20 protein-coding genes are annotated in these 17,009 nt (G+C 37.1%); 10 read left to right on the top strand and 10 right to left on the bottom strand.

Annotated elements, in window-relative coordinates:
* Window positions 1-5: 5 nt before the first annotated feature.
* The 5 genes from B3C94_RS13985 to B3C94_RS13965 all read right to left on the bottom strand — a co-directional run bounded on the left by B3C94_RS13985 (window position 6) and on the right by B3C94_RS13965 (window position 2,908).
* A complete protein-coding gene (locus tag B3C94_RS13985; protein WP_293904673.1) occupies window positions 6-887 on the bottom strand; it encodes an alpha/beta hydrolase in 882 nt (293 codons plus the stop codon).
* Window positions 888-1,033: 146 nt separating this feature from the next.
* Window positions 1,034-1,255, bottom strand: a complete 222-nt coding sequence (locus tag B3C94_RS13980; protein WP_293904671.1) for a methyltransferase type 11 — start codon at window positions 1,253-1,255, stop codon at window positions 1,034-1,036.
* 157 nt (window positions 1,256-1,412) lie between these two features.
* Window positions 1,413-1,541: a hypothetical protein gene (locus tag B3C94_RS13975; RefSeq protein WP_293904669.1), complete on the bottom strand. Its 129-nt coding sequence runs from the start codon at window positions 1,539-1,541 to the stop codon at window positions 1,413-1,415.
* A 201-nt stretch (window positions 1,542-1,742) separates the two neighbouring features.
* The gene (locus B3C94_RS13970; protein ID WP_293904667.1) at window positions 1,743-1,961 is read right to left on the bottom strand and encodes a hypothetical protein; all 219 of its coding nucleotides are present in this window, start codon (window positions 1,959-1,961) and stop codon (window positions 1,743-1,745) included.
* A 350-nt stretch (window positions 1,962-2,311) separates the two neighbouring features.
* Window positions 2,312-2,908 carry an HD domain-containing protein gene (locus tag B3C94_RS13965; RefSeq protein ID WP_293904665.1) on the bottom strand — a complete coding sequence of 199 codons (597 nt, stop codon included), beginning with the start codon at window positions 2,906-2,908 and terminating at the stop codon, window positions 2,312-2,314.
* Window positions 2,909-3,086: 178 nt separating this feature from the next.
* Here B3C94_RS13965 and B3C94_RS13960 point away from each other — a divergent pair, with 178 nt between their 5' ends.
* From B3C94_RS13960 to B3C94_RS13935, 6 genes are all read left to right on the top strand, one after another.
* Complete coding sequence (locus B3C94_RS13960) at window positions 3,087-4,109, top strand: LLM class flavin-dependent oxidoreductase (RefSeq protein WP_293904664.1); 1,023 nt, start codon at window positions 3,087-3,089, stop codon at window positions 4,107-4,109.
* A gap of 13 nt (window positions 4,110-4,122) precedes the next feature.
* Window positions 4,123-5,244, top strand: a complete 1,122-nt coding sequence (locus B3C94_RS13955) for an NAD(P)-binding domain-containing protein (protein ID WP_293904662.1) — start codon at window positions 4,123-4,125, stop codon at window positions 5,242-5,244.
* 158 nt (window positions 5,245-5,402) lie between these two features.
* Complete coding sequence (locus B3C94_RS13950; RefSeq protein WP_293904660.1) at window positions 5,403-6,314, top strand: hypothetical protein; 912 nt, start codon at window positions 5,403-5,405, stop codon at window positions 6,312-6,314.
* A gap of 146 nt (window positions 6,315-6,460) precedes the next feature.
* Window positions 6,461-7,231, top strand: a complete 771-nt coding sequence (locus B3C94_RS13945; protein WP_293904658.1) for a helix-turn-helix domain-containing protein — start codon at window positions 6,461-6,463, stop codon at window positions 7,229-7,231.
* Between the two features lie 203 nt (window positions 7,232-7,434).
* Complete coding sequence (locus tag B3C94_RS13940) at window positions 7,435-7,932, top strand: DUF1772 domain-containing protein (protein ID WP_293904656.1); 498 nt, start codon at window positions 7,435-7,437, stop codon at window positions 7,930-7,932.
* A 278-nt stretch (window positions 7,933-8,210) separates the two neighbouring features.
* On the top strand, window positions 8,211-8,714 hold the full coding sequence (locus tag B3C94_RS13935) for a hypothetical protein (protein WP_293904654.1): 504 nt from the start codon (window positions 8,211-8,213) through the stop codon (window positions 8,712-8,714).
* Between the two features lie 404 nt (window positions 8,715-9,118).
* Here B3C94_RS13935 and B3C94_RS13930 read toward each other — a convergent pair whose 3' ends face one another.
* Window positions 9,119-9,925 (bottom strand): LexA family transcriptional regulator, encoded by an 807-nt coding sequence (locus B3C94_RS13930; RefSeq protein ID WP_293904652.1) that lies wholly within the window; start codon window positions 9,923-9,925, stop codon window positions 9,119-9,121.
* A 348-nt stretch (window positions 9,926-10,273) separates the two neighbouring features.
* On the opposite strand from B3C94_RS13930, the gene B3C94_RS13925 reads away from it, so the two are divergent.
* Window positions 10,274-10,846 (top strand): hypothetical protein, encoded by a 573-nt coding sequence (locus B3C94_RS13925; protein WP_293904650.1) that lies wholly within the window; start codon window positions 10,274-10,276, stop codon window positions 10,844-10,846.
* Window positions 10,847-10,993: 147 nt separating this feature from the next.
* Here the strand turns inward: B3C94_RS13925 and B3C94_RS13920 are convergent, their stop codons facing one another.
* From B3C94_RS13920 to B3C94_RS13910, 3 genes are read right to left on the bottom strand one after another with little or no spacing between them, the layout of a single operon-like run.
* The gene (locus B3C94_RS13920; protein WP_293904648.1) at window positions 10,994-11,509 is read right to left on the bottom strand and encodes a hypothetical protein; all 516 of its coding nucleotides are present in this window, start codon (window positions 11,507-11,509) and stop codon (window positions 10,994-10,996) included.
* Entirely contained in the window at window positions 11,466-11,843 is a 378-nt protein-coding gene (locus B3C94_RS13915) for a hypothetical protein (protein WP_293904646.1), read from the bottom strand. The genes B3C94_RS13920 and B3C94_RS13915 overlap by 44 nt, the downstream gene beginning before the upstream one ends.
* Window positions 11,830-12,324 carry an N-acetylmuramoyl-L-alanine amidase gene (locus tag B3C94_RS13910; protein ID WP_293904644.1) on the bottom strand — a complete coding sequence of 165 codons (495 nt, stop codon included), beginning with the start codon at window positions 12,322-12,324 and terminating at the stop codon, window positions 11,830-11,832. The genes B3C94_RS13915 and B3C94_RS13910 overlap by 14 nt, the downstream gene beginning before the upstream one ends.
* A 576-nt stretch (window positions 12,325-12,900) precedes the next feature.
* Between B3C94_RS13910 and B3C94_RS13905 the strand changes: the two genes are divergently transcribed.
* Window positions 12,901-13,347, top strand: coding sequence for a hypothetical protein (locus tag B3C94_RS13905; RefSeq protein WP_293904642.1), 447 nt, complete (start codon window positions 12,901-12,903; stop codon window positions 13,345-13,347).
* A 48-nt stretch (window positions 13,348-13,395) separates the two neighbouring features.
* Here B3C94_RS13905 and B3C94_RS13900 read toward each other — a convergent pair whose 3' ends face one another.
* Window positions 13,396-13,737: a winged helix-turn-helix transcriptional regulator gene (locus B3C94_RS13900; protein ID WP_293904640.1), complete on the bottom strand. Its 342-nt coding sequence runs from the start codon at window positions 13,735-13,737 to the stop codon at window positions 13,396-13,398.
* Window positions 13,738-13,833: 96 nt separating this feature from the next.
* Between B3C94_RS13900 and B3C94_RS13895 the strand changes: the two genes are divergently transcribed.
* Both B3C94_RS13895 and B3C94_RS13890 read left to right on the top strand, forming a co-directional pair.
* The gene (locus B3C94_RS13895; RefSeq protein WP_293904638.1) at window positions 13,834-14,436 is read left to right on the top strand and encodes an FMN-dependent NADH-azoreductase; all 603 of its coding nucleotides are present in this window, start codon (window positions 13,834-13,836) and stop codon (window positions 14,434-14,436) included.
* 339 nt (window positions 14,437-14,775) lie between these two features.
* A complete protein-coding gene (locus B3C94_RS13890) occupies window positions 14,776-17,004 on the top strand; it encodes an ATP-binding protein (RefSeq protein WP_293904636.1) in 2,229 nt (742 codons plus the stop codon).
* The last annotated feature ends 5 nt before the right edge of the window (window positions 17,005-17,009 follow it).

Below are 17,009 nucleotides of genomic sequence, written 5' to 3'. Positions count from 1 at the left end.
CCAGACTACTCCTTTGAATAGACAGTTTTTGGATACAGCTTCTTAAAAGCATTGTAGACAGCTTGATGTATTACTGTTGAATGCAATTCATCAGGTATGTAATCAAATACAAAATGAGTCTTATTATTTCGTTTAAGAACCTCAGATAACGCTATAGCCTCATCATACATTCTTATGTCTTCTTCCTTGTTGGGGATACCGAGGTAAACCTTTATATTTTTTTTCAAATTAGTTTGCAGAAACTTCTCCGCATTCTTCGATAAAGACTCTTCTCCCCACCACAAACTTGGACTGATAATAATATAATCATCAAATAGTTCAGGTTGTTTCAGTAATATTTCTACGGAAAAAAGTCCAGCTAGTGATTCTCCGATTAACGTCTGTTTTCCGTTCGATTTATAATTGCCACTTAGGTAAGGAATCAATTCATTTTTTAAGAATGCCCTATATTTTTCAGAACCGCCATAAGTAGGAAAACTAGCTTTTTGAAAGCCTTCCTTTTCTATAAAATCTGTATTTTCAACAGGAAAGGTAAAATCTCTTCTTCGTGTGTTTCCTCCTATTCCAACAACAATGCTTTGAGGAAATCTGTCGATCCAGGGTTGTGTACTAAAACGTACAATACCTGCAATATGGAAGAAATCTTCATCAACTCCGCCATCGAGAACATATACAATTGGATAGCGAATAGAATCATCTGGATTATAATTATCCGGCAGACAAATATTGATCGTTCGATCTTCCCCCAAAACATTTGAATGCAATATTTCTGAAATACCTATTGATAATGGCACTCCTTTTTGTGCAAAACAAGCTGCGTTAAAAATAAGGAGTATAAAAAAAAGGAGCATTCTATTACCTATCATATTGATATTTTTTGCTTTCATAATGGACATGTGATTAATCTTTTGGAATCGTCAGCTATCTGACATACCAACTTTAAAGTTGATAGATAGCAACGTTTAGCAAATCACAGCCGTGAATTTACAATGAAAATAAATATAATCGATAGGTTTTTATTTTTAGCGAGTGGTTAGACGATTCTTTCACATCGATAGCCCCACTCAAACATCTTTCTAATGATGCTGTTGGTCTCGATTTCCAATTGCGAAGATTCCACTCGGAGAATACACTCCTCATCGTCAAGATCGAAGTTAATTTTATAAGAAGAAAACAAGCTGACAAGAGTTGCAATGATCCGCTGTGCGTCTTTCATTCGATAAACATTGGTTTTAAATATTTCGACTCGTTTCATTAGATCTGATTAAATTCTGTTCAAGATATATTGTGCTAGTCCAATTCCATTTACTGATCCTAAACTACAATATGATTCGAACAACGACTACAAAGTTTAGATAAACACAATAAAAAAATCGGTGAATATATGGGATTAAGCGGTAAATACCCGCTTGCTATTTAACGACCAAATTGTAACTGTTCATAAATCCCTGAATAAGCTCAGGTAGATTGAGCAATAGAAATACACAAATGACAATAGCAAGAATGGCATAAAAAAACCACGATGAACTTTTCTTTTTCATAACAAACTATTTTAAGTTTAAAGATATAGGCTACACAATCTAGGATGCCATAGAAAAAAGAAACAGATAGACAACATAGCATATCCACTTAATTTCCCTATATAGTTCAATATATGAAAATTAATCTATATAACAATAAAATAATTTTAGAAAATATATTTTTCAAAATCACTCATGGAAGCTTCAATAAAGAAAACCCTGTTACAAAGCTGAATTTTTCGAATCCCTATATCCTTGGATTTCATCCTGCGGCGTTCTTTCTAGCGGAGTACTGGTGTTCGTCGCGCTATTAACCTGTAACTTATATTGGATTTTTGTATTCACGGTAGTAGCCGCCTCTTCTTCGAGTTTTAATCCGCTCAAGAAAGTACTCACTCCTACTACAGTTAAAATTGCTAATGAATTAAAGAAGTGTATCATAAATAAAAATTGAATAGTTTATCAATCCAATTTCAAGAAACAAATTTTAAAACACCACAGTTTTTCGGCGAAAGAACAATTTCAACCGGTAAACAACACACTTTTATCCATTAACCGATATCTTATGACTATTAATGCTTACGTACAAGGATTCATTTAAATTTCCGATCAACCATATATTTAAAACATGTTTTAATATCTTGACGATGCGAAAAATAGTTAGAGCGGCCTTCTTCCAGGTAAGCGAGAAGAATAATCTCCGCATCTACTGTTGAAACAATAAGCTTCCGTGCTGCTATTTTTATCACATACACATTCGACAGGCTTATTACGGAATACGGGATTACCTCTTAATCCTTTTTAAGAATCCCCCGCATCACTCCCATATCGATCAATTTTTCAGCATATCCCCAGAGTACTGCCGAACCGTCTTTAATGACAGATTTCTTTGCATAAACCTTTTCATAATTTACACCAGGTTCATTCCAGGTTCCACCGTTATTAGAACTATTCTGCAATAGCGGCTCCAACCGATCCATGGCGCGTGCAAACTGCGCATCGTGAGTCTGCCCAGCTTCGAATTCTTCCCATAAGGCGATAAGTTCTTCAGCCTGCTCAGCTGGCAGAATTCCAAATATCCGCTGAGCCGCCAAACGTTCTACCTCTGTATTTGTATGATTTTTCTCAGTATCATAGATAAAGGTATCACCAGCATCAATTTCAACAATATCGTGTATTAATACCATCTTGATCACCTTCAGTAAATCTACCGATTGATTTGCATGTTCTGAAAGTACCATGGCCATTACTGCTAGATGCCAACTGTGTTCGGCATCATTTTCGGGTCGATCGCTATTGAAAAGCTTTGTTTTTCGCTGAATATATTTAATCTTATCGATCTCCTTAATGAACTCAATCTGTTTTAATAATTTATCCGAAAAATCCATCCTCAATCACTTATTTAATTACGTAATACACAAATTTACCTTTTTTGAAATACAGCTTACTTGTCATTTGGCAAATTAGTTCAAATCCGATATTATTTACACCCACCGGACAATCTATATTACTGAGATTACCGCAACATTTGTTAAATTTGATTGACATCAAATCGCATTGTGATTTATGAAAAAACTAGGATTTTTATCTTTTGGACATTGGTCCAAACACCCTGCATACAGTACGCAGACAGCAAGTGACACCTTGCTGCAATCAATAGATTTAGCGGTAGCAGCCGAAGAAATCGGATTGGACGGCGCTTATTTCCGTGTACACCATTTTGCCAATCAGTTAGCCTCCCCTTTCCCATTATTATCGGCCATTGGAGCCAAAACCTCTAAAATCGAGATTGGAACCGGTGTAATCGACATGCGTTATGAAAACCCGCTTTATATGGTCGAGGACGCGGGAGCTGCCGACTTAATTTCAGGTGGCAGATTGCAATTGGGGATCAGTCGTGGCTCACCCGAACAGGTAATAGATGGCTGGCGTTATTTTGGATACAATCTAGCGGAAGGAGAGACAGATGCCGAGATGGGCAGGAAGAAAGCATTGGAGTTTTTAGAAAAACTAAATGGTATTGGTTTCGCCGAGCCAAATCCTTACCCAATGTTCCCAAATCCCCCGGGCTTATTGAGGCTAGAACCTCATTCGGAAGGATTACGAGATCGCATATGGTGGGGAGCAGCATCCAATGCCACTGCTGTATGGGCTGCTCACAATAGAATGAATCTTCAAAGTTCTACCTTGAAGTATGATGAAAATGGCAAACCCTTTCATATTCAGCAAGCAGAACAGATTCGGTTATACAAAGAAGCCTGGAAGGAAGCCGGACACCCGGGAGAGCCTAGAGTTTCAGTCAGCCGATCCATTTTTGCTTTGGTAGACGATTTAGATCGCTATTACTTTGGGCAAGAAGCGGACAAATCGGATAAAATTGGCCTTATTGAGTCAGATAAAAGAGCCATTTTTGGTCGAAGCTATGCTGCTGAGCCAGATCAACTCGTTAAAGAATTAGCACAGGACGAAGCCATACAGGAAGCGGACACACTGCTTTTGACCATTCCGAATACTTTAGGAGTAGATTACAACGTTCATATTCTCTCCGCTATCCTGGAACATGTGGCTCCTGAACTTGGTTGGCGCTAATTCTGCAGTATTTATGCTAAAAAACATTCGTTATAAAACAAAGATTGCAGTCATAGGCGCTGGTCAGGCCGGGCTTTCCGCTGCTTATCATTTAAAAAAACTGGGGCTTAAAATCGGGCAGGATTTCATCATTTTAGATGAAGCCCCCAACGCTGGCGGTGCCTGGCAATTTCGCTGGAACTCACTCACCTTAAGCACTGTCAATAAAATACACGATTTGCCGGGCATGTCGTTTGAGGAAACTTTAACGACAAAGGATACCGAAGTGCAGGCCAACACTGCCGTTCCCCATTATTTTGAACTTTATGAAAGGAAATTTGGACTTCAGGTATATCGACCTGTTAAAGTAGAAAAGGTATACGAGAATGGCGATCGATTTCACATTGATACCTCAGAAACACTTTTCTCTGCTCTTGGTATCATTAATGCAACCGGGACCTGGGGAAGCCCTTACATTCCAGTATATCCAGGAGCAGAATTATTTCAGGGAGAACAGCTCCATACAAAAGACTTCAAAACTGCAGATTATTTTCGAGGCAAACATGTAATTGTTGTAGGTGGTGGCATCTCTGCCATCCAGCTACTCGATCAAATCTCACAAATAACAACCACAACATGGGTTACACGACGGCAACCTCTATTCAGAGAAGGGCCATTTGATGACATGGCAGGACACAATGCTGTTGCCATGGTAGAGGAACGCGTTAGGCAAGGACTTCCCCCCTTGTCAGTGGTATCCGTTACAGGCCTCCCCTACTCCGCTGAAACCCAGGAAATGGAAAAACGCGGTGTACTTAAACGTTTTCCCATGTTTAAAGAAATAACCAAAACAGGAATCAAATGGGAGGACGGACGAGAAGAAAGGGCCGATGTTATATTGTGGAACACAGGCTTTAAAAGTTCTTTAAGCCATTTGGATGCCGTGCTACCAAAAGAAGAGCAAGGTGGTATTCAAATGGCCGGCAGGCTGGCTACCATGGTCGCTAAAGAACCTAGAATTCACCTCGTCGGTTATGGGCCATCCGCATCAACTATCGGTGCAAACCGTGCTGGAGGCGCAGCGGCGAGAGAACTTCTAAAAACGCTCTCAATGGCCGACCTGAGCGCAAACTCTTATACGAGAAGCCAACCGTAGCGATGACACCATTTTAAACATAATAACAAAAAGCCACTTCATAATAAATAATTAGCAACTCGACTAATCTTAAATCACCTCTTATCGCTGTTAACAAATGATTAAAATAGAAACTTAATCCTTCGATCAATAAAACCTAACGACAAACTTAAATTCGCATGAGTTATCTTAAACAGCAGACTCGCCCCAAAATAATAAAGCAACACTGGTTATGGTTGCTGGGACTATTTGCCATGGCATTTTTTAGTTGTACCTCTCAAAATAAACAGGTGCACCTACAAGATTCGTTTCTGGTCTATCAGGAAATTGATAGCCTGAAAATCTCGGAGTACAACCTCAAAGAACAAGACTGCACTTTGATAGCAAATAAGTGTTATAGATTATCCGTCTTTAAGAATGACTCAAACTGTTTTTTTCAGATTGAAAAACTGCACAATCATCAATGGCATCTTATTATGCGAGATATGGAGTATCAGACCAATAATTCAGGACTGTCTTTTGCCGATCAGAATAATGACGGTTTTAAAGATATTGTATGGAACAAGAAATGGCAAGAACACACCTATTTGTTTAATCCAAAAGTTAAAAACTTTATTGAGGTAGGCGAATATCACAATAGCAAAACAGTTAAAATAAATGGTAAAACCGCATTTTATAAGCAGAGTTTCCCCATTCAATACCTCTGGAACGAAGAAAAATCCATGAACTCAATTTGCGGAGAAATAATCGAAACACATTCAGAACTCTTTGCAATAGATGCGGATTACCGAAAAATCAGCATCGCAACAATAGATAATTTCGACAGCTATAATTATTCCGCTAGTGACAGTTGTGTACAGGTTATCAAATGTTATATACCTCCTTATAAGGGACGTTACGGCAAAATCAGCATTTGGAATATTGGAATACCGGTGGATTCTATTGTTTTAAAAAGTGATCTAAGTCATTATAATCCTTCATTGGATTCGAATTGGATCGCCAACTATTGGCAAAATAATTGTGTTAAATTATTAAAAAACGCACAATTATTTCAAGTGAGAAGAGAAAAGCCCCTTTATTATTTTAAATAAGCCGGATTACATTCACATATGTTTGAAATGTGCTATATCATGATAAATCAGCTAATGAAAATCCGATGGCAATATCCGCTCTTATTGGATATTTCCGTATAAGATGTATATGACAATTCGTAATTCAAAGCCAATACAGTTAATTGATGAATCCCAAGATTATCCACCCCGACAAATCCATTGCATTATTTGTAAAAGAAATATTGGTATTTGAAAGTACCGATGAATATCGCTGTAACTTACCTTTTTATGCTGATGGATACCCAGGCCTATTATTTCAACGATCAAAAGGAGACTTTCTCATTAGCCCCCATAATAAAAAAATGCCCCATATTTTCTTATATGGTCAAACGATAACACCTATTACGATCAATATAGCTGGCCCCTTTCAAATTATAGTTTTCAAATTTTATCCTTTTGTGTTACGTGCGTTTTGGGATATACACCCAGAAAGTATAAATGACAGCTGTTATTATTTAGAAGCCACTCCACATACAGACATCCGTCAATTGATTACTGAATTATCTTCCTCCTCAAACTGTCACAACAACATCCGCGTATTATCCGCTTTCCTTCTCAACCTTTTTAATACCAAGAAGGATAATCTCGACTTTTCAATTAAACAGGCTATCCTAAATATCATCGAAAACAATGGTCAGGTTGCTATTGGAGAAATTGCCAAGGAAGCGCGACTGAACATCCGAACCTTTGAACGCAGATTTCTTAAAGAGACGGGATTAACAGCTAAACAATTTGCTAAGATAGTACAATTTCAGACCTCTCTGAAACAATTGACCAGTAAAGACTTTCACAGACTAACAGATATTGTTTACGAAAATGGCTTCTCGGATCAGTCTCATTTCATCCGTGTATTTAAATCCTTTACAGGTTCAACTCCCGCTTCATTTAACAAATGATAAACTGTGTCGTTTTTATTCTATTTTACTTCGGCGCTTATTCCAAACTTTGTACAGATGCCGGGTAGATCAACATCGGTATTGGCGTTTTTTCAAAGTCTATACTCTTTACGAAATAGACTTTAAAATAATATTTTGATACGCCTGCATATCAACTGAAGTAAGTTTAGCAAACGAATTTCACAATTAAAACAAATAGAAATATGAAATTACAGGACATCATTTTGGCGCTGGCAACAATTTTTTCGGCCATCATTTCTGGCTTATTCTTTTCTTATACATTTTCGGTCAACTTGGGTCTGCATAAACTTAATGACAGGGCTTATCTGATGGCCATGCAAAATATCAATAGAGAAATACTGAATCCTGCTTTTTATTGTTGCTTCCTGGGAGCACCAATTCTATTAGCAATTTCTACCGTATTATTGTTTGATATCCATTCACCAAAGTTCTATTTAATACTGGCAGCGAGTTTGAGCTATATCATTGGAGTATTTATAATTACGGGAATACAAAATGTTCCCTTAAATAATCAGTTAGCATCAATAGACCTATCGATTGCTTCGGAAAAATCTATAAAACTTATGCGAGAGGCCTTCGAAAGGCCTTGGGTATTCTGGAACAATATCCGAACATTCTGTTCGGTTCTAACCTTAGTCTTCTTGATTATTAGCCTCGCCTTCTTTAAGTCAAAAACCTAGTTAGAAAACGGCGCAGTTACAAAAAATCAATCCCCTTAGCGCTTTATTAAGAGCAATATAACCAAAAGCTTCCCTTTTCACAAAACGAAAACATTTGTTGGCTAAGCGAATTTAAATTTGTACCTAACGAATTTAAATCATACGCTAATATCTATTTCTCAATATATTACCTTTATATAAAGATAACAAGTAGATCTCATAAGTCAGCATCATTTTGGATGCGGATCTATTGAGCTACAAAAGAAGCTTTAAATATCTCTCAATTAATAATTTTTGACATGAAAACAAAACACTTAATTTCAGCATTATTGTTAGCGTCATCGGGTTTGACACTGTTAGCATCTTGCAATGGCGGTTCTGTTGATACGGTAAAAGCTATCGAATCAAACTATGACAATCAAAATAAAACCATTGAATTAACAGGTGAGTTTGACGCACCTTCTTTTACCTTCTCATCAGGCAAATCAAAAACCATGGCTATGAATTTTGTGGTCAAATCCCATGCCTTCAGCTCAGAAAAATTCACTGCTTTCAGCGTGATCTTACCAGTTGGAACAGAAAAAAATAATGTGTTATTTGAACTTCCTGCGGATCAAAAAAATTATACACTCAAAAATTTTTACGTATTTGACAATAATGGTGAGAAAATCAACCTAGATTCTCATACAACGTTCAAGATGACCGGAACAGTGCATTACAGTGAATTGGAGAAACCTGAGAATGAGCGGGAAAAAGATAACTTCTCTTATACAATAACTGATGTAAGTTTTGTAAAAGATTAACAGCGGTAAGGACGTATGCAGCGCTAAAAATAATGTTTATATATCCTATTATTTCTTTTGAACGATACGAACATGCTTGAATAATGAGCAACCAATATTCTTATCACGCTATCAGCTGTCTTAACGCTATATATACTAGGAACGCTAAAATAGCACGTAACAACATGTTCGTATACGTTCAATTGATGGTCAAATATAGGAATAAAAACTAACTAAATTAGTTTTTATTCCTATATTTTTTAGCAAAAATATGAAATCGCTAAGAATAAGTATTTTTCGGTTTAAAAGAGTACAACTGGATCAATTTACCGAGCAACTATAGGTGACATAAAGAGATCTATCGCCTAAACTTTGGTGTTAAAAGATGAACCGTCAAAAAAGGAAAAATTGAGGACACGAGTTTCCTAAAGCGAACGGCTAATATCTACAACATTAAAAATCTGGTCTACATCATCCAGGCTTACCTCAAAGTCAGGGTATCTTGTTTTATCAGTATTAAGAGAGCGAAGCGTAAGAATTCCATTGTTTACATCATGATGGGCAATCTCTTTAATAATAACGCCTTCATATTTGTGGACAACAACCCAATAACGATATTTATGGGTATGAAATTTTGATTGCCATAGCTCTCTTTTTATCAGACGACCAGTTACAATATCACCGTCTAACACACTGGCATCAGTCCCGTCTGTCATACTATCCCCACTAACTTCAAAAGAGCGATAAGCACCTTTATGGAACTCATTAACCGTAATAAAATGGGCCGGTAAATCATCCATATATTCAGCGTCTCCAAAACCAGACAAATATCCTGCTTTAGCCTTCTCGGTAACAAGTTTAGTCTGCATCAGGTATCGCCCGGGAGAGACTTCAAAAAATATATTGTTCTTGTTTTCGTCGATAAACTTGACATCATCCGCAAAGTACCCAATTGATTTCCCATTACCGATACTAACCATCGATATGGAGTCAGGCTGAATCAAAGCACCAGCCTCTATCCTTTCCCCTTTTCCATACACTAACCAATCATACTGGATATGAGGAAAGGCTTGTTGAATGCGTGTTTTCATGGTAAGCCCAATAGGATACTCCCCCTTTTTTATACGCGAGTACACTTGTTCACGCACACCTAACAGCGACGCAAATTCGCGGTTGGTAACACGCATCTCCAAGCGTAAAACTTCAAAATTATTATTTGGATAAGTTTCCATAGTTCATAGGATATTTAACAAATGTTACACAAATACATAACATTCTGACACTAAGTTACACAACTTATTAAACCTTAACAAATAGACCACTATATTTAAAAATTAAATCACTTATTACCAACAAATTAAAGTTAAACAAATAAGTTTATAAACGAAGAATAATAGCAAAAAATAAGCTTAAAATAAATTGAAAGATTAACAAATTTGTTTAACTTTGTTTAACAAGTAACAAATTAAAATAAACTGTAGATCCACAGCACAATCAAGCGCCTGCGGCCGGATTGAATTATTGTAGGATCACCATCTCAAGAAACGAAAAATCAGTTCATACTTAAACAGAAAAAGAAAATGGAACAGCTTCTTACACACAGTCCAAAACAGCAGATAATTTACACACTGGATCACAATCAGTCACACGGACAAAACAATATTTTAAGAAAAAAAGAAACAATCAGATTAACAGAAAAAAATAGTTCACAGCGTATGAACACATTATATTATTCATTCATTATGAATTTCTTAAAAGAAAATCACCCCGAAATATTAAAGTCCATCGATAAAATATACGAGTCTGATCTTTCTAAAATCAGTAAAGTTATCGATTGCTATTGCCAATTTGTAAATATACCTACCAAGCAGATTATGGGAGAATATATCAATTACAAGGATATACAGCATCGCTACAAAGCAATAGCAGTTGTGCTTCGTATTTTTCAGCCGGAAAAATTGGATAATCTGAAAACCAAAGTAAAAAGTAGCATATACAAAGAATTAGGTCCTTATTTACAAATAAATAATGACACATTACAGAAATCTATCATCTGTGCCTGCAATCAATTCGACCTTTACCGTGATTTCAAAAAGGAGATTAAACAAATTGCAAATTATTACCTTATTGAGGCCCGTTTCAACAATGTCTAATTACATGCATAAAAATACCACCATCATTATCAACACCTTCCACTTTTCCTTGGTAAAAAACTAGTCCTTGAATATTGAATACTCAAGGACTTTTTTTGTACTACATTCCCGCTGGCCGTGGTCAGGTTGAATTAACCTGCAGAACTATTACCAGTGCACAAAAGCTCGACCTTTTCTTATCAACCAGATAACTAATGTGATTAAAACTCCCAAGCCAATTGAAAAATAAAGCATACTTGTCGTAGCGGGTTTTACTACCGATTTTGACTCCGTATCATGAAGTTTTATTTTCTGAACGCTTTGCCGACTGCTCTTCATTTTCTGACCTTTCCAACCTGCGTCAAATCGTTCCTCAGTCTCCAACCTCTTACCTAGCACGCTCTGTTTCTGATAGATTTTCCCGCTTCGAAGCCGTACGACACCATCTCGCGTGATCTGAATTCCCTCACCTTCAATTTGAATAACGTCCTCGCTCTTCTTCAAAGCTCCAGCATATGATTGAACAACCTTTATTTCCCCCGTATCCCGCTCAACCTGCAAATTTTTATCTATTTTTTCTGTGATAGCCATTTGTTCGGATGCAGTGGATTTTAAAGTCTTCTTAAATAGACCGCAACTGCTAACCAGTAGCAGTATTGAGATCATCTGTAGTATATTTTTCATTTTTTATCTGTTTTAATTCAATTTGTAGCCTGTTATAGAGCTTCATTAGATCATCATATTTTGCTTGTAAATCTCCCAAGGTCTTCGTACAAGCAATACGTTCATCATTTGCCAAACGTAAACCTTCATTAAGATCTTCAATGATAGCTCGCAATTGTTCAATATCTTTCTCTAACCTATTCGCATATCCCTCCCATTTTTCAATTACCTTTCCTGCATTTTCGACATTTGTCGCTTCCACTTCGGCTTGCTGTTTAGGTTTTCCAACCAAGTAGCCCCCTACGGCTGTGACCACTGGGATGATTAATTTCTCTAAAATCTCAAGTAATTCCATTATAAGTTCCTTTCGTTAACAGTTTAAATTTCTCCCAAGGAAACTGCATCCCTGGATCCTCCTTTCTTCCTGGTGCGACATCCGAATGCCCCAAAATCTCTCTAATTGGGTATGTAACACAAATCGCTTTACATACGGAAATCGCCGCGTCAATCTGTTTTTCAGTATAGGTCTCCTGACCTTTATTTTGCAGTTCAATCCCGATACTATAGTTATTGAGATCTTTCTGCCCAGCCCAATTACTGATTCCTGCATGCCAGCATTTAATGTTAAATGGGGCCAATTGCGTAATGACACCATCACGGCTTATATGAAGATGTGCGGAGACCTTACTCCGGGCATCTGTCATCCAATCGATCGCACTTGTTCCATTGGTCGCACCATCGTAATGCATTATAATATAAACAGGCTTGATAATTCCACCTTTATTTGGAGTTTCTCTATAAGGAACACCCACTAGTTTGTTTTCTTTTATTTCCATAGCGCTATATGTTTATGTATTCATTCAATTATAACCTTCGTTTTCTAAGAAAAAGGAGGGGGCTGGGCATAGAAGAAGGGGCACCACTTCATCAATGTCTATTCAGCTCCTATTTCAATACAAAGTTAAATACAGCACCTTGCCAGAAAATGGAATATCAAACCTAAGTAGGCGGTACATTGCAGCTACCGAATATATCGTCAACACCTCCATTTCAAAAAAAAAGCCCTATCTCGTAGATAAGGCTTTTTGCTTGATAATAGCAAAGAAAGAATGGCTTAACAGATACACGTTGAGAATTGACTGTTTACGTTGAATACCTGAAAGAATTTCCCATTTTAGCTGGTTATTTAAATAGCATTTGATAACTTAAAATATGAACATCTCGAAGCCAAAAACACAATAAATTAAAAAAAATAAATATTCTAAAAGTATATATTAATTTAGCGTAAAAGACATTTTACTATGCCAATGACCAAAAATGCCATATATTTTGACAAAAATGAGGAATATATTAGGTTTGTTATCAAAATGGTACATCCTAAGTTATACCTATTCATCTTTGCCAGTCTATGTATGCTGTCATTCCTAGGTACACTGTCCCTCATCGTCGTATTCAATATTTTTGCTGAACTAGGACCTTCCTCTCTATTCGTATTGAGCCTAGGTCTGCTTATTTCATTTGGTTTTTTTAAAATTTATAGATGGCACCATGCCGGCGAAGAATTTTTCATACTAGCAAAAGATAACATGAGTTATCAGATTAACAACGGCATAAAACTATCAGAGCTTACATCATTTGAAGCAAAAGATTACAAGATCGGTTTCCACAAGACGAACAATTATGAATCAAGTATATGTGGTAAAATTTATTTTTATCGGATTGATCCAGACACCAAATTGGTTACGATTATCTTAGATAGCACACTGGAAATAGCTTTGGAGGAGTACAAACTTCTAGAAGAAAATTATCTTCAATTGACACAAAAACCATCATCCCTTTTCGATTTCAATTTGAACTAACCCAAAAGCCATGAAAAGGTTCGTCCCTTATCGGTAATTATAAAGAAGTTAAAGGCCAGCTATTATTTTGCGACGATGTTGCTGCCCCCATTGCTCCATTTCAATCAAAACCTGCTCTAGTGTCTTACTATATTCTGTCAGCTCATATTGTACCGTTACAGGTTTAGTATCACAGACCATACGTTTCACAAGTCCATTCATTTCCAATTCCTGAAGTTCCTTCGACAAGATTCTCGGGGAAATGCTCGCCTCACGTGAAAGCTCATTAAAACCACGCTTTCCATTTCTCAGGACTGAAAGCAGTACGAGTTTCCATTTACCACCAACGACATCCAGCGTATCTCGAATAGCCAAATTTGCTTTAGCACAACGTTCTGCAGTATGTTCCATATACTATTCTTTTTGTAAGTACTATCCTTTTTGTAACAGATAACAAAATTATAGTATTTATCTGGAAATTTGTCAAAACAAAAATAAAATAAAACAATGAAAATATTACATCTCATCTCGAGCTTAAGAGGCCAAGCATCCTTCAGTAATAAATTAGGGAATTCTATTATTGAACAAATAAAAGCCAAACATCCCGTTGAAGTACAGGAGCGCAACCTGGCGTCTACCCCACTGCCTCACTTATCTGACAGGCATGTTGCAGCTTTCTTTACTCCGGCAGACGAAAGAACTAAAGATCAACTTGAAACAATACGTCCTTCAGATGAAGCTATTGCCGAACTTATGGAAGCAGATACCTTGGTGATCGATGTACCTATGTACAATTTCACTATACCTTCTACGATAAAAGCATGGATCGATCAGATAGCCAGAGCGGGGGTGACATTTAAATACGGAGAGAATGGTGTACAAGGACTCGTAACGAACAAAAAGGCCTACCTGGCGATTTCTACTGGTGGGATCTATTCGGAAGGTTTCATGAAAGATTTCGATCATACTGAGCAGTATCTTCGACATGTTTTAGGATTTTTGGGTATTACAGATATTGAGGTTTTTAGAGTTGAAGGAGTTAACCTATCGGATGCCAAAGATGATGTCTTTTCCAAAGCAAAACAACAAGTAGAAGATTTTGTATTTTAACCCTGAATAAAACATTTCTTTTACTCCTTTGTTATCTGTATGTTATAGCATAGGATGAGTTATACCATGAAGGCTAGGAAGTTGGTTCGCCTAGCCTTTTCTGTCGCATAGAGATTTTGCCGCTTAGAGAGATGCTTTAGATATACTTCAAGGATAGAAATGATATTGTCAATGGACAGGAGTTTTAACCTCATTATCGAATATAGTAGATAAATCTAATAAATTTTTATATATCCATTTGTTGGATATAAAAGTCTTTCCCCCTCTATCTGGAGATACTTTGGATGTCTCCATCCAGAATTTGGTTATAATACAACTTTTTTTTGTAAGTTAGTCTTTATGGACATCCCCCACTTTTTAAATTGCGATCAGGAAGCTATCCATCTCTGTGGTCACGTACAGAACTTTGGTTGCCTGATCGTCTTTGATAAATTTCTTCATTGTATTGGCTGGAGTGAAAACTGGCAAGAAATCGGCTTACCAGAACACAGCATATACACAGGGATGCTCCTATCAACGTTCATCAGTAACCTTAAGCTATCTCACCCTATCGATCTTGATCATGTACTACGGGACAACATAGAGACTTTCAAGCACCGATATGTAGCCGATATTCAACTGCAAGATGAAACACACTACCTAAGTATTTATCCTTTTGACGATAAGATATTTATTGAAATAGAAAGACACCAATCGCGTTCTCATCAATTCAAAAATATCTACCACTATGCCCAACATATCAATAACAATAAAGACATCTGGAAAGCGCTCGCAGAAAATATCTATACCGTAACGGGATACGACCGTGTGATGATCTACAAATTTTCAAAAAATGGGGACGGCAAAGTTATTGCCGAGCATGTGTCTGAGGAGTTAGAACCTCTTTTGGGATACCATTATCCCGAATTCGATATTCCTCAACAAGCACGCAGGCTTTATACAAAAATTTTTGCCCGGGTAACTCCTGATGTGGAAGCTAAGCCAATTCCTGTACTTGGCATTAATCCAGAGGAACTAGATCTTTCCATGACTGGGATACGGGCCATGTCTCCGATCCATCTTCAATATCTTCGTAATGCGCAAGTTCGTGCAAGTGGGAGTTTCTCTATTATCATTAACGGTCAATTGTGGGGCTTAGTGGCCTGCCAGAATAGAATGCCCAAGACCATAGATTTAGCACAAAGACATCTCTCCGTATTTATTGTTCAATATGCCGTAAACAGTTTTTTGGCCAACAAACAAATTGTAGAAAACAACTTCAAACTGAAGACAAAAAGTATAGAATTTGAGATCAGACAAAGTCTATTCTCAAAGCAAGATCTCCATAAGGTCTTCGGAAATCTTACTTCCAGTCTAATGGACATCCTAAAAGCGGATGGAATAGCATTCAAATACCGCGGCAAATGGCATATGATAGGCAAAACGCCCACTAAAGATTGCATTCAACAGCTGGAAAAAAATATGGTCAACCACAGCAAAGAGGAATTGTTTTGGCAATCTGATTTTAAATGGCCTCAGAATGACAAAGAACAGTTGTGCAATTTTCCAGGCATCGCAAGTATAGACCTGGAGTTTAAACTGGATTTTAAGATTTACTTTTTTAGGGAAGAAGTGAAAATTGAAGAAGTTTGGGCAGGACAACCTGAGAAACAGCTTATTTATGATCCCAACAAATCGGTCAATTTTCCATCTCCCCGTACATCATTTGAAGCTTGGAAGAAGACTGTAAGTGGGACCGCGCCAAAATGGAAAGAATGGGAAATTGATTTTTTAAAAAACCTAAGTTTTATTATACAGGAAGCCTGTTTGAAGAAATTCACGGAGATCCAGGCGTTGAATGAAAAATTAGTGGAAATCAATAATGTACTTGAAACTTTTAGCTATACATTAAGTCATGATTTGAAAAACCCGCTGGCCGCTTTACAGATGACCGCGCAAATGATCCGGGACCGAGCTGGATTAAGTCAGGAATTCTTAACAAAAGCGGGGAAAAATATGATGGAGGCAATTTCATTGATGAATAATATGCTGGATAAAACCGTTGATTTTGCCCGTACAAAGAGTTATGATTTCGAATACGAGCTGGTGTATCCTGAACGCTTCATCCAACATATTATTGATGATTGTAAAGTCAGATATAATATCGAGAACCTGGAATTTGAAAAAGGCAAAATCCTGCCTATCGATGGTGAAAAAACATTGATTTATCAACTGTTTTTAAACCTTTTGGGTAACGCAATAAAATATAGCAGCAACAAGGGAATACCAATAATAGGATTGGAGAGCGAAGATAATGGTCTTGCCATCGTCTACAAGATCTACGACAATGGTATCGGAATTTCGGCAGAGGAAACAGAACGGATTTTTGAAATTTTCCATCGCCTACCCAATGCTGTTGAATTTGATGGTTCAGGAGTAGGATTATCCATCGTCAAAAGAATTCTGGAGCGGCTTCATGCAACAATAACCGTGGAAAGTACACTAAATGAAGGAACAACCTTTACGATTCATTTTCCTAAAAAAAATAATATGCTAAAGTCTACGCTATCTAAAAAACGCCAAAATTAAGCCAT

The sequence above is a fragment of the Sphingobacterium sp. UBA5670 genome, from assembly GCF_002420705.1.
GTDB lineage: Bacteria > Bacteroidota > Bacteroidia > Sphingobacteriales > Sphingobacteriaceae > Sphingobacterium.
The sequence above is the reverse complement of the archived record's forward strand: the minus strand, read 5'-3'. Positions and strand labels throughout refer to the sequence as shown.

Excerpts from the sequence above, each read along its gene's own strand:
- B3C94_RS13985 (WP_293904673.1), bottom strand. The coding sequence starts at position 887 with ATGAAAGCAAAAAATATCAATATGATAGGTAATAGAATGCTCCTTTTT.
- B3C94_RS13980 (WP_293904671.1), bottom strand. The coding sequence starts at position 1,255 with ATGAAACGAGTCGAAATATTTAAAACCAATGTTTATCGAATGAAAGAC.
- B3C94_RS13975 (WP_293904669.1), bottom strand. The coding sequence starts at position 1,541 with ATGAAAAAGAAAAGTTCATCGTGGTTTTTTTATGCCATTCTTGCTATT.
- B3C94_RS13970 (WP_293904667.1), bottom strand. The coding sequence starts at position 1,961 with ATGATACACTTCTTTAATTCATTAGCAATTTTAACTGTAGTAGGAGTG.
- B3C94_RS13965 (WP_293904665.1), bottom strand. The coding sequence starts at position 2,908 with ATGGATTTTTCGGATAAATTATTAAAACAGATTGAGTTCATTAAGGAG.
- B3C94_RS13960 (WP_293904664.1), top strand. The coding sequence starts at position 3,087 with ATGAAAAAACTAGGATTTTTATCTTTTGGACATTGGTCCAAACACCCT.
- B3C94_RS13955 (WP_293904662.1), top strand. The coding sequence starts at position 4,123 with ATGCTAAAAAACATTCGTTATAAAACAAAGATTGCAGTCATAGGCGCT.
- B3C94_RS13950 (WP_293904660.1), top strand. The coding sequence starts at position 5,403 with ATGAGTTATCTTAAACAGCAGACTCGCCCCAAAATAATAAAGCAACAC.
- B3C94_RS13945 (WP_293904658.1), top strand. The coding sequence starts at position 6,461 with ATGAATCCCAAGATTATCCACCCCGACAAATCCATTGCATTATTTGTA.
- B3C94_RS13940 (WP_293904656.1), top strand. The coding sequence starts at position 7,435 with ATGAAATTACAGGACATCATTTTGGCGCTGGCAACAATTTTTTCGGCC.
- B3C94_RS13935 (WP_293904654.1), top strand. The coding sequence starts at position 8,211 with ATGAAAACAAAACACTTAATTTCAGCATTATTGTTAGCGTCATCGGGT.
- B3C94_RS13930 (WP_293904652.1), bottom strand. The coding sequence starts at position 9,925 with ATGGAAACTTATCCAAATAATAATTTTGAAGTTTTACGCTTGGAGATG.
- B3C94_RS13925 (WP_293904650.1), top strand. The coding sequence starts at position 10,274 with ATGGAACAGCTTCTTACACACAGTCCAAAACAGCAGATAATTTACACA.
- B3C94_RS13920 (WP_293904648.1), bottom strand. The coding sequence starts at position 11,509 with ATGAAAAATATACTACAGATGATCTCAATACTGCTACTGGTTAGCAGT.
- B3C94_RS13915 (WP_293904646.1), bottom strand. The coding sequence starts at position 11,843 with ATGGAATTACTTGAGATTTTAGAGAAATTAATCATCCCAGTGGTCACA.
- B3C94_RS13910 (WP_293904644.1), bottom strand. The coding sequence starts at position 12,324 with ATGGAAATAAAAGAAAACAAACTAGTGGGTGTTCCTTATAGAGAAACT.
- B3C94_RS13905 (WP_293904642.1), top strand. The coding sequence starts at position 12,901 with ATGCTGTCATTCCTAGGTACACTGTCCCTCATCGTCGTATTCAATATT.
- B3C94_RS13900 (WP_293904640.1), bottom strand. The coding sequence starts at position 13,737 with ATGGAACATACTGCAGAACGTTGTGCTAAAGCAAATTTGGCTATTCGA.
- B3C94_RS13895 (WP_293904638.1), top strand. The coding sequence starts at position 13,834 with ATGAAAATATTACATCTCATCTCGAGCTTAAGAGGCCAAGCATCCTTC.
- B3C94_RS13890 (WP_293904636.1), top strand. The coding sequence starts at position 14,776 with ATGGACATCCCCCACTTTTTAAATTGCGATCAGGAAGCTATCCATCTC.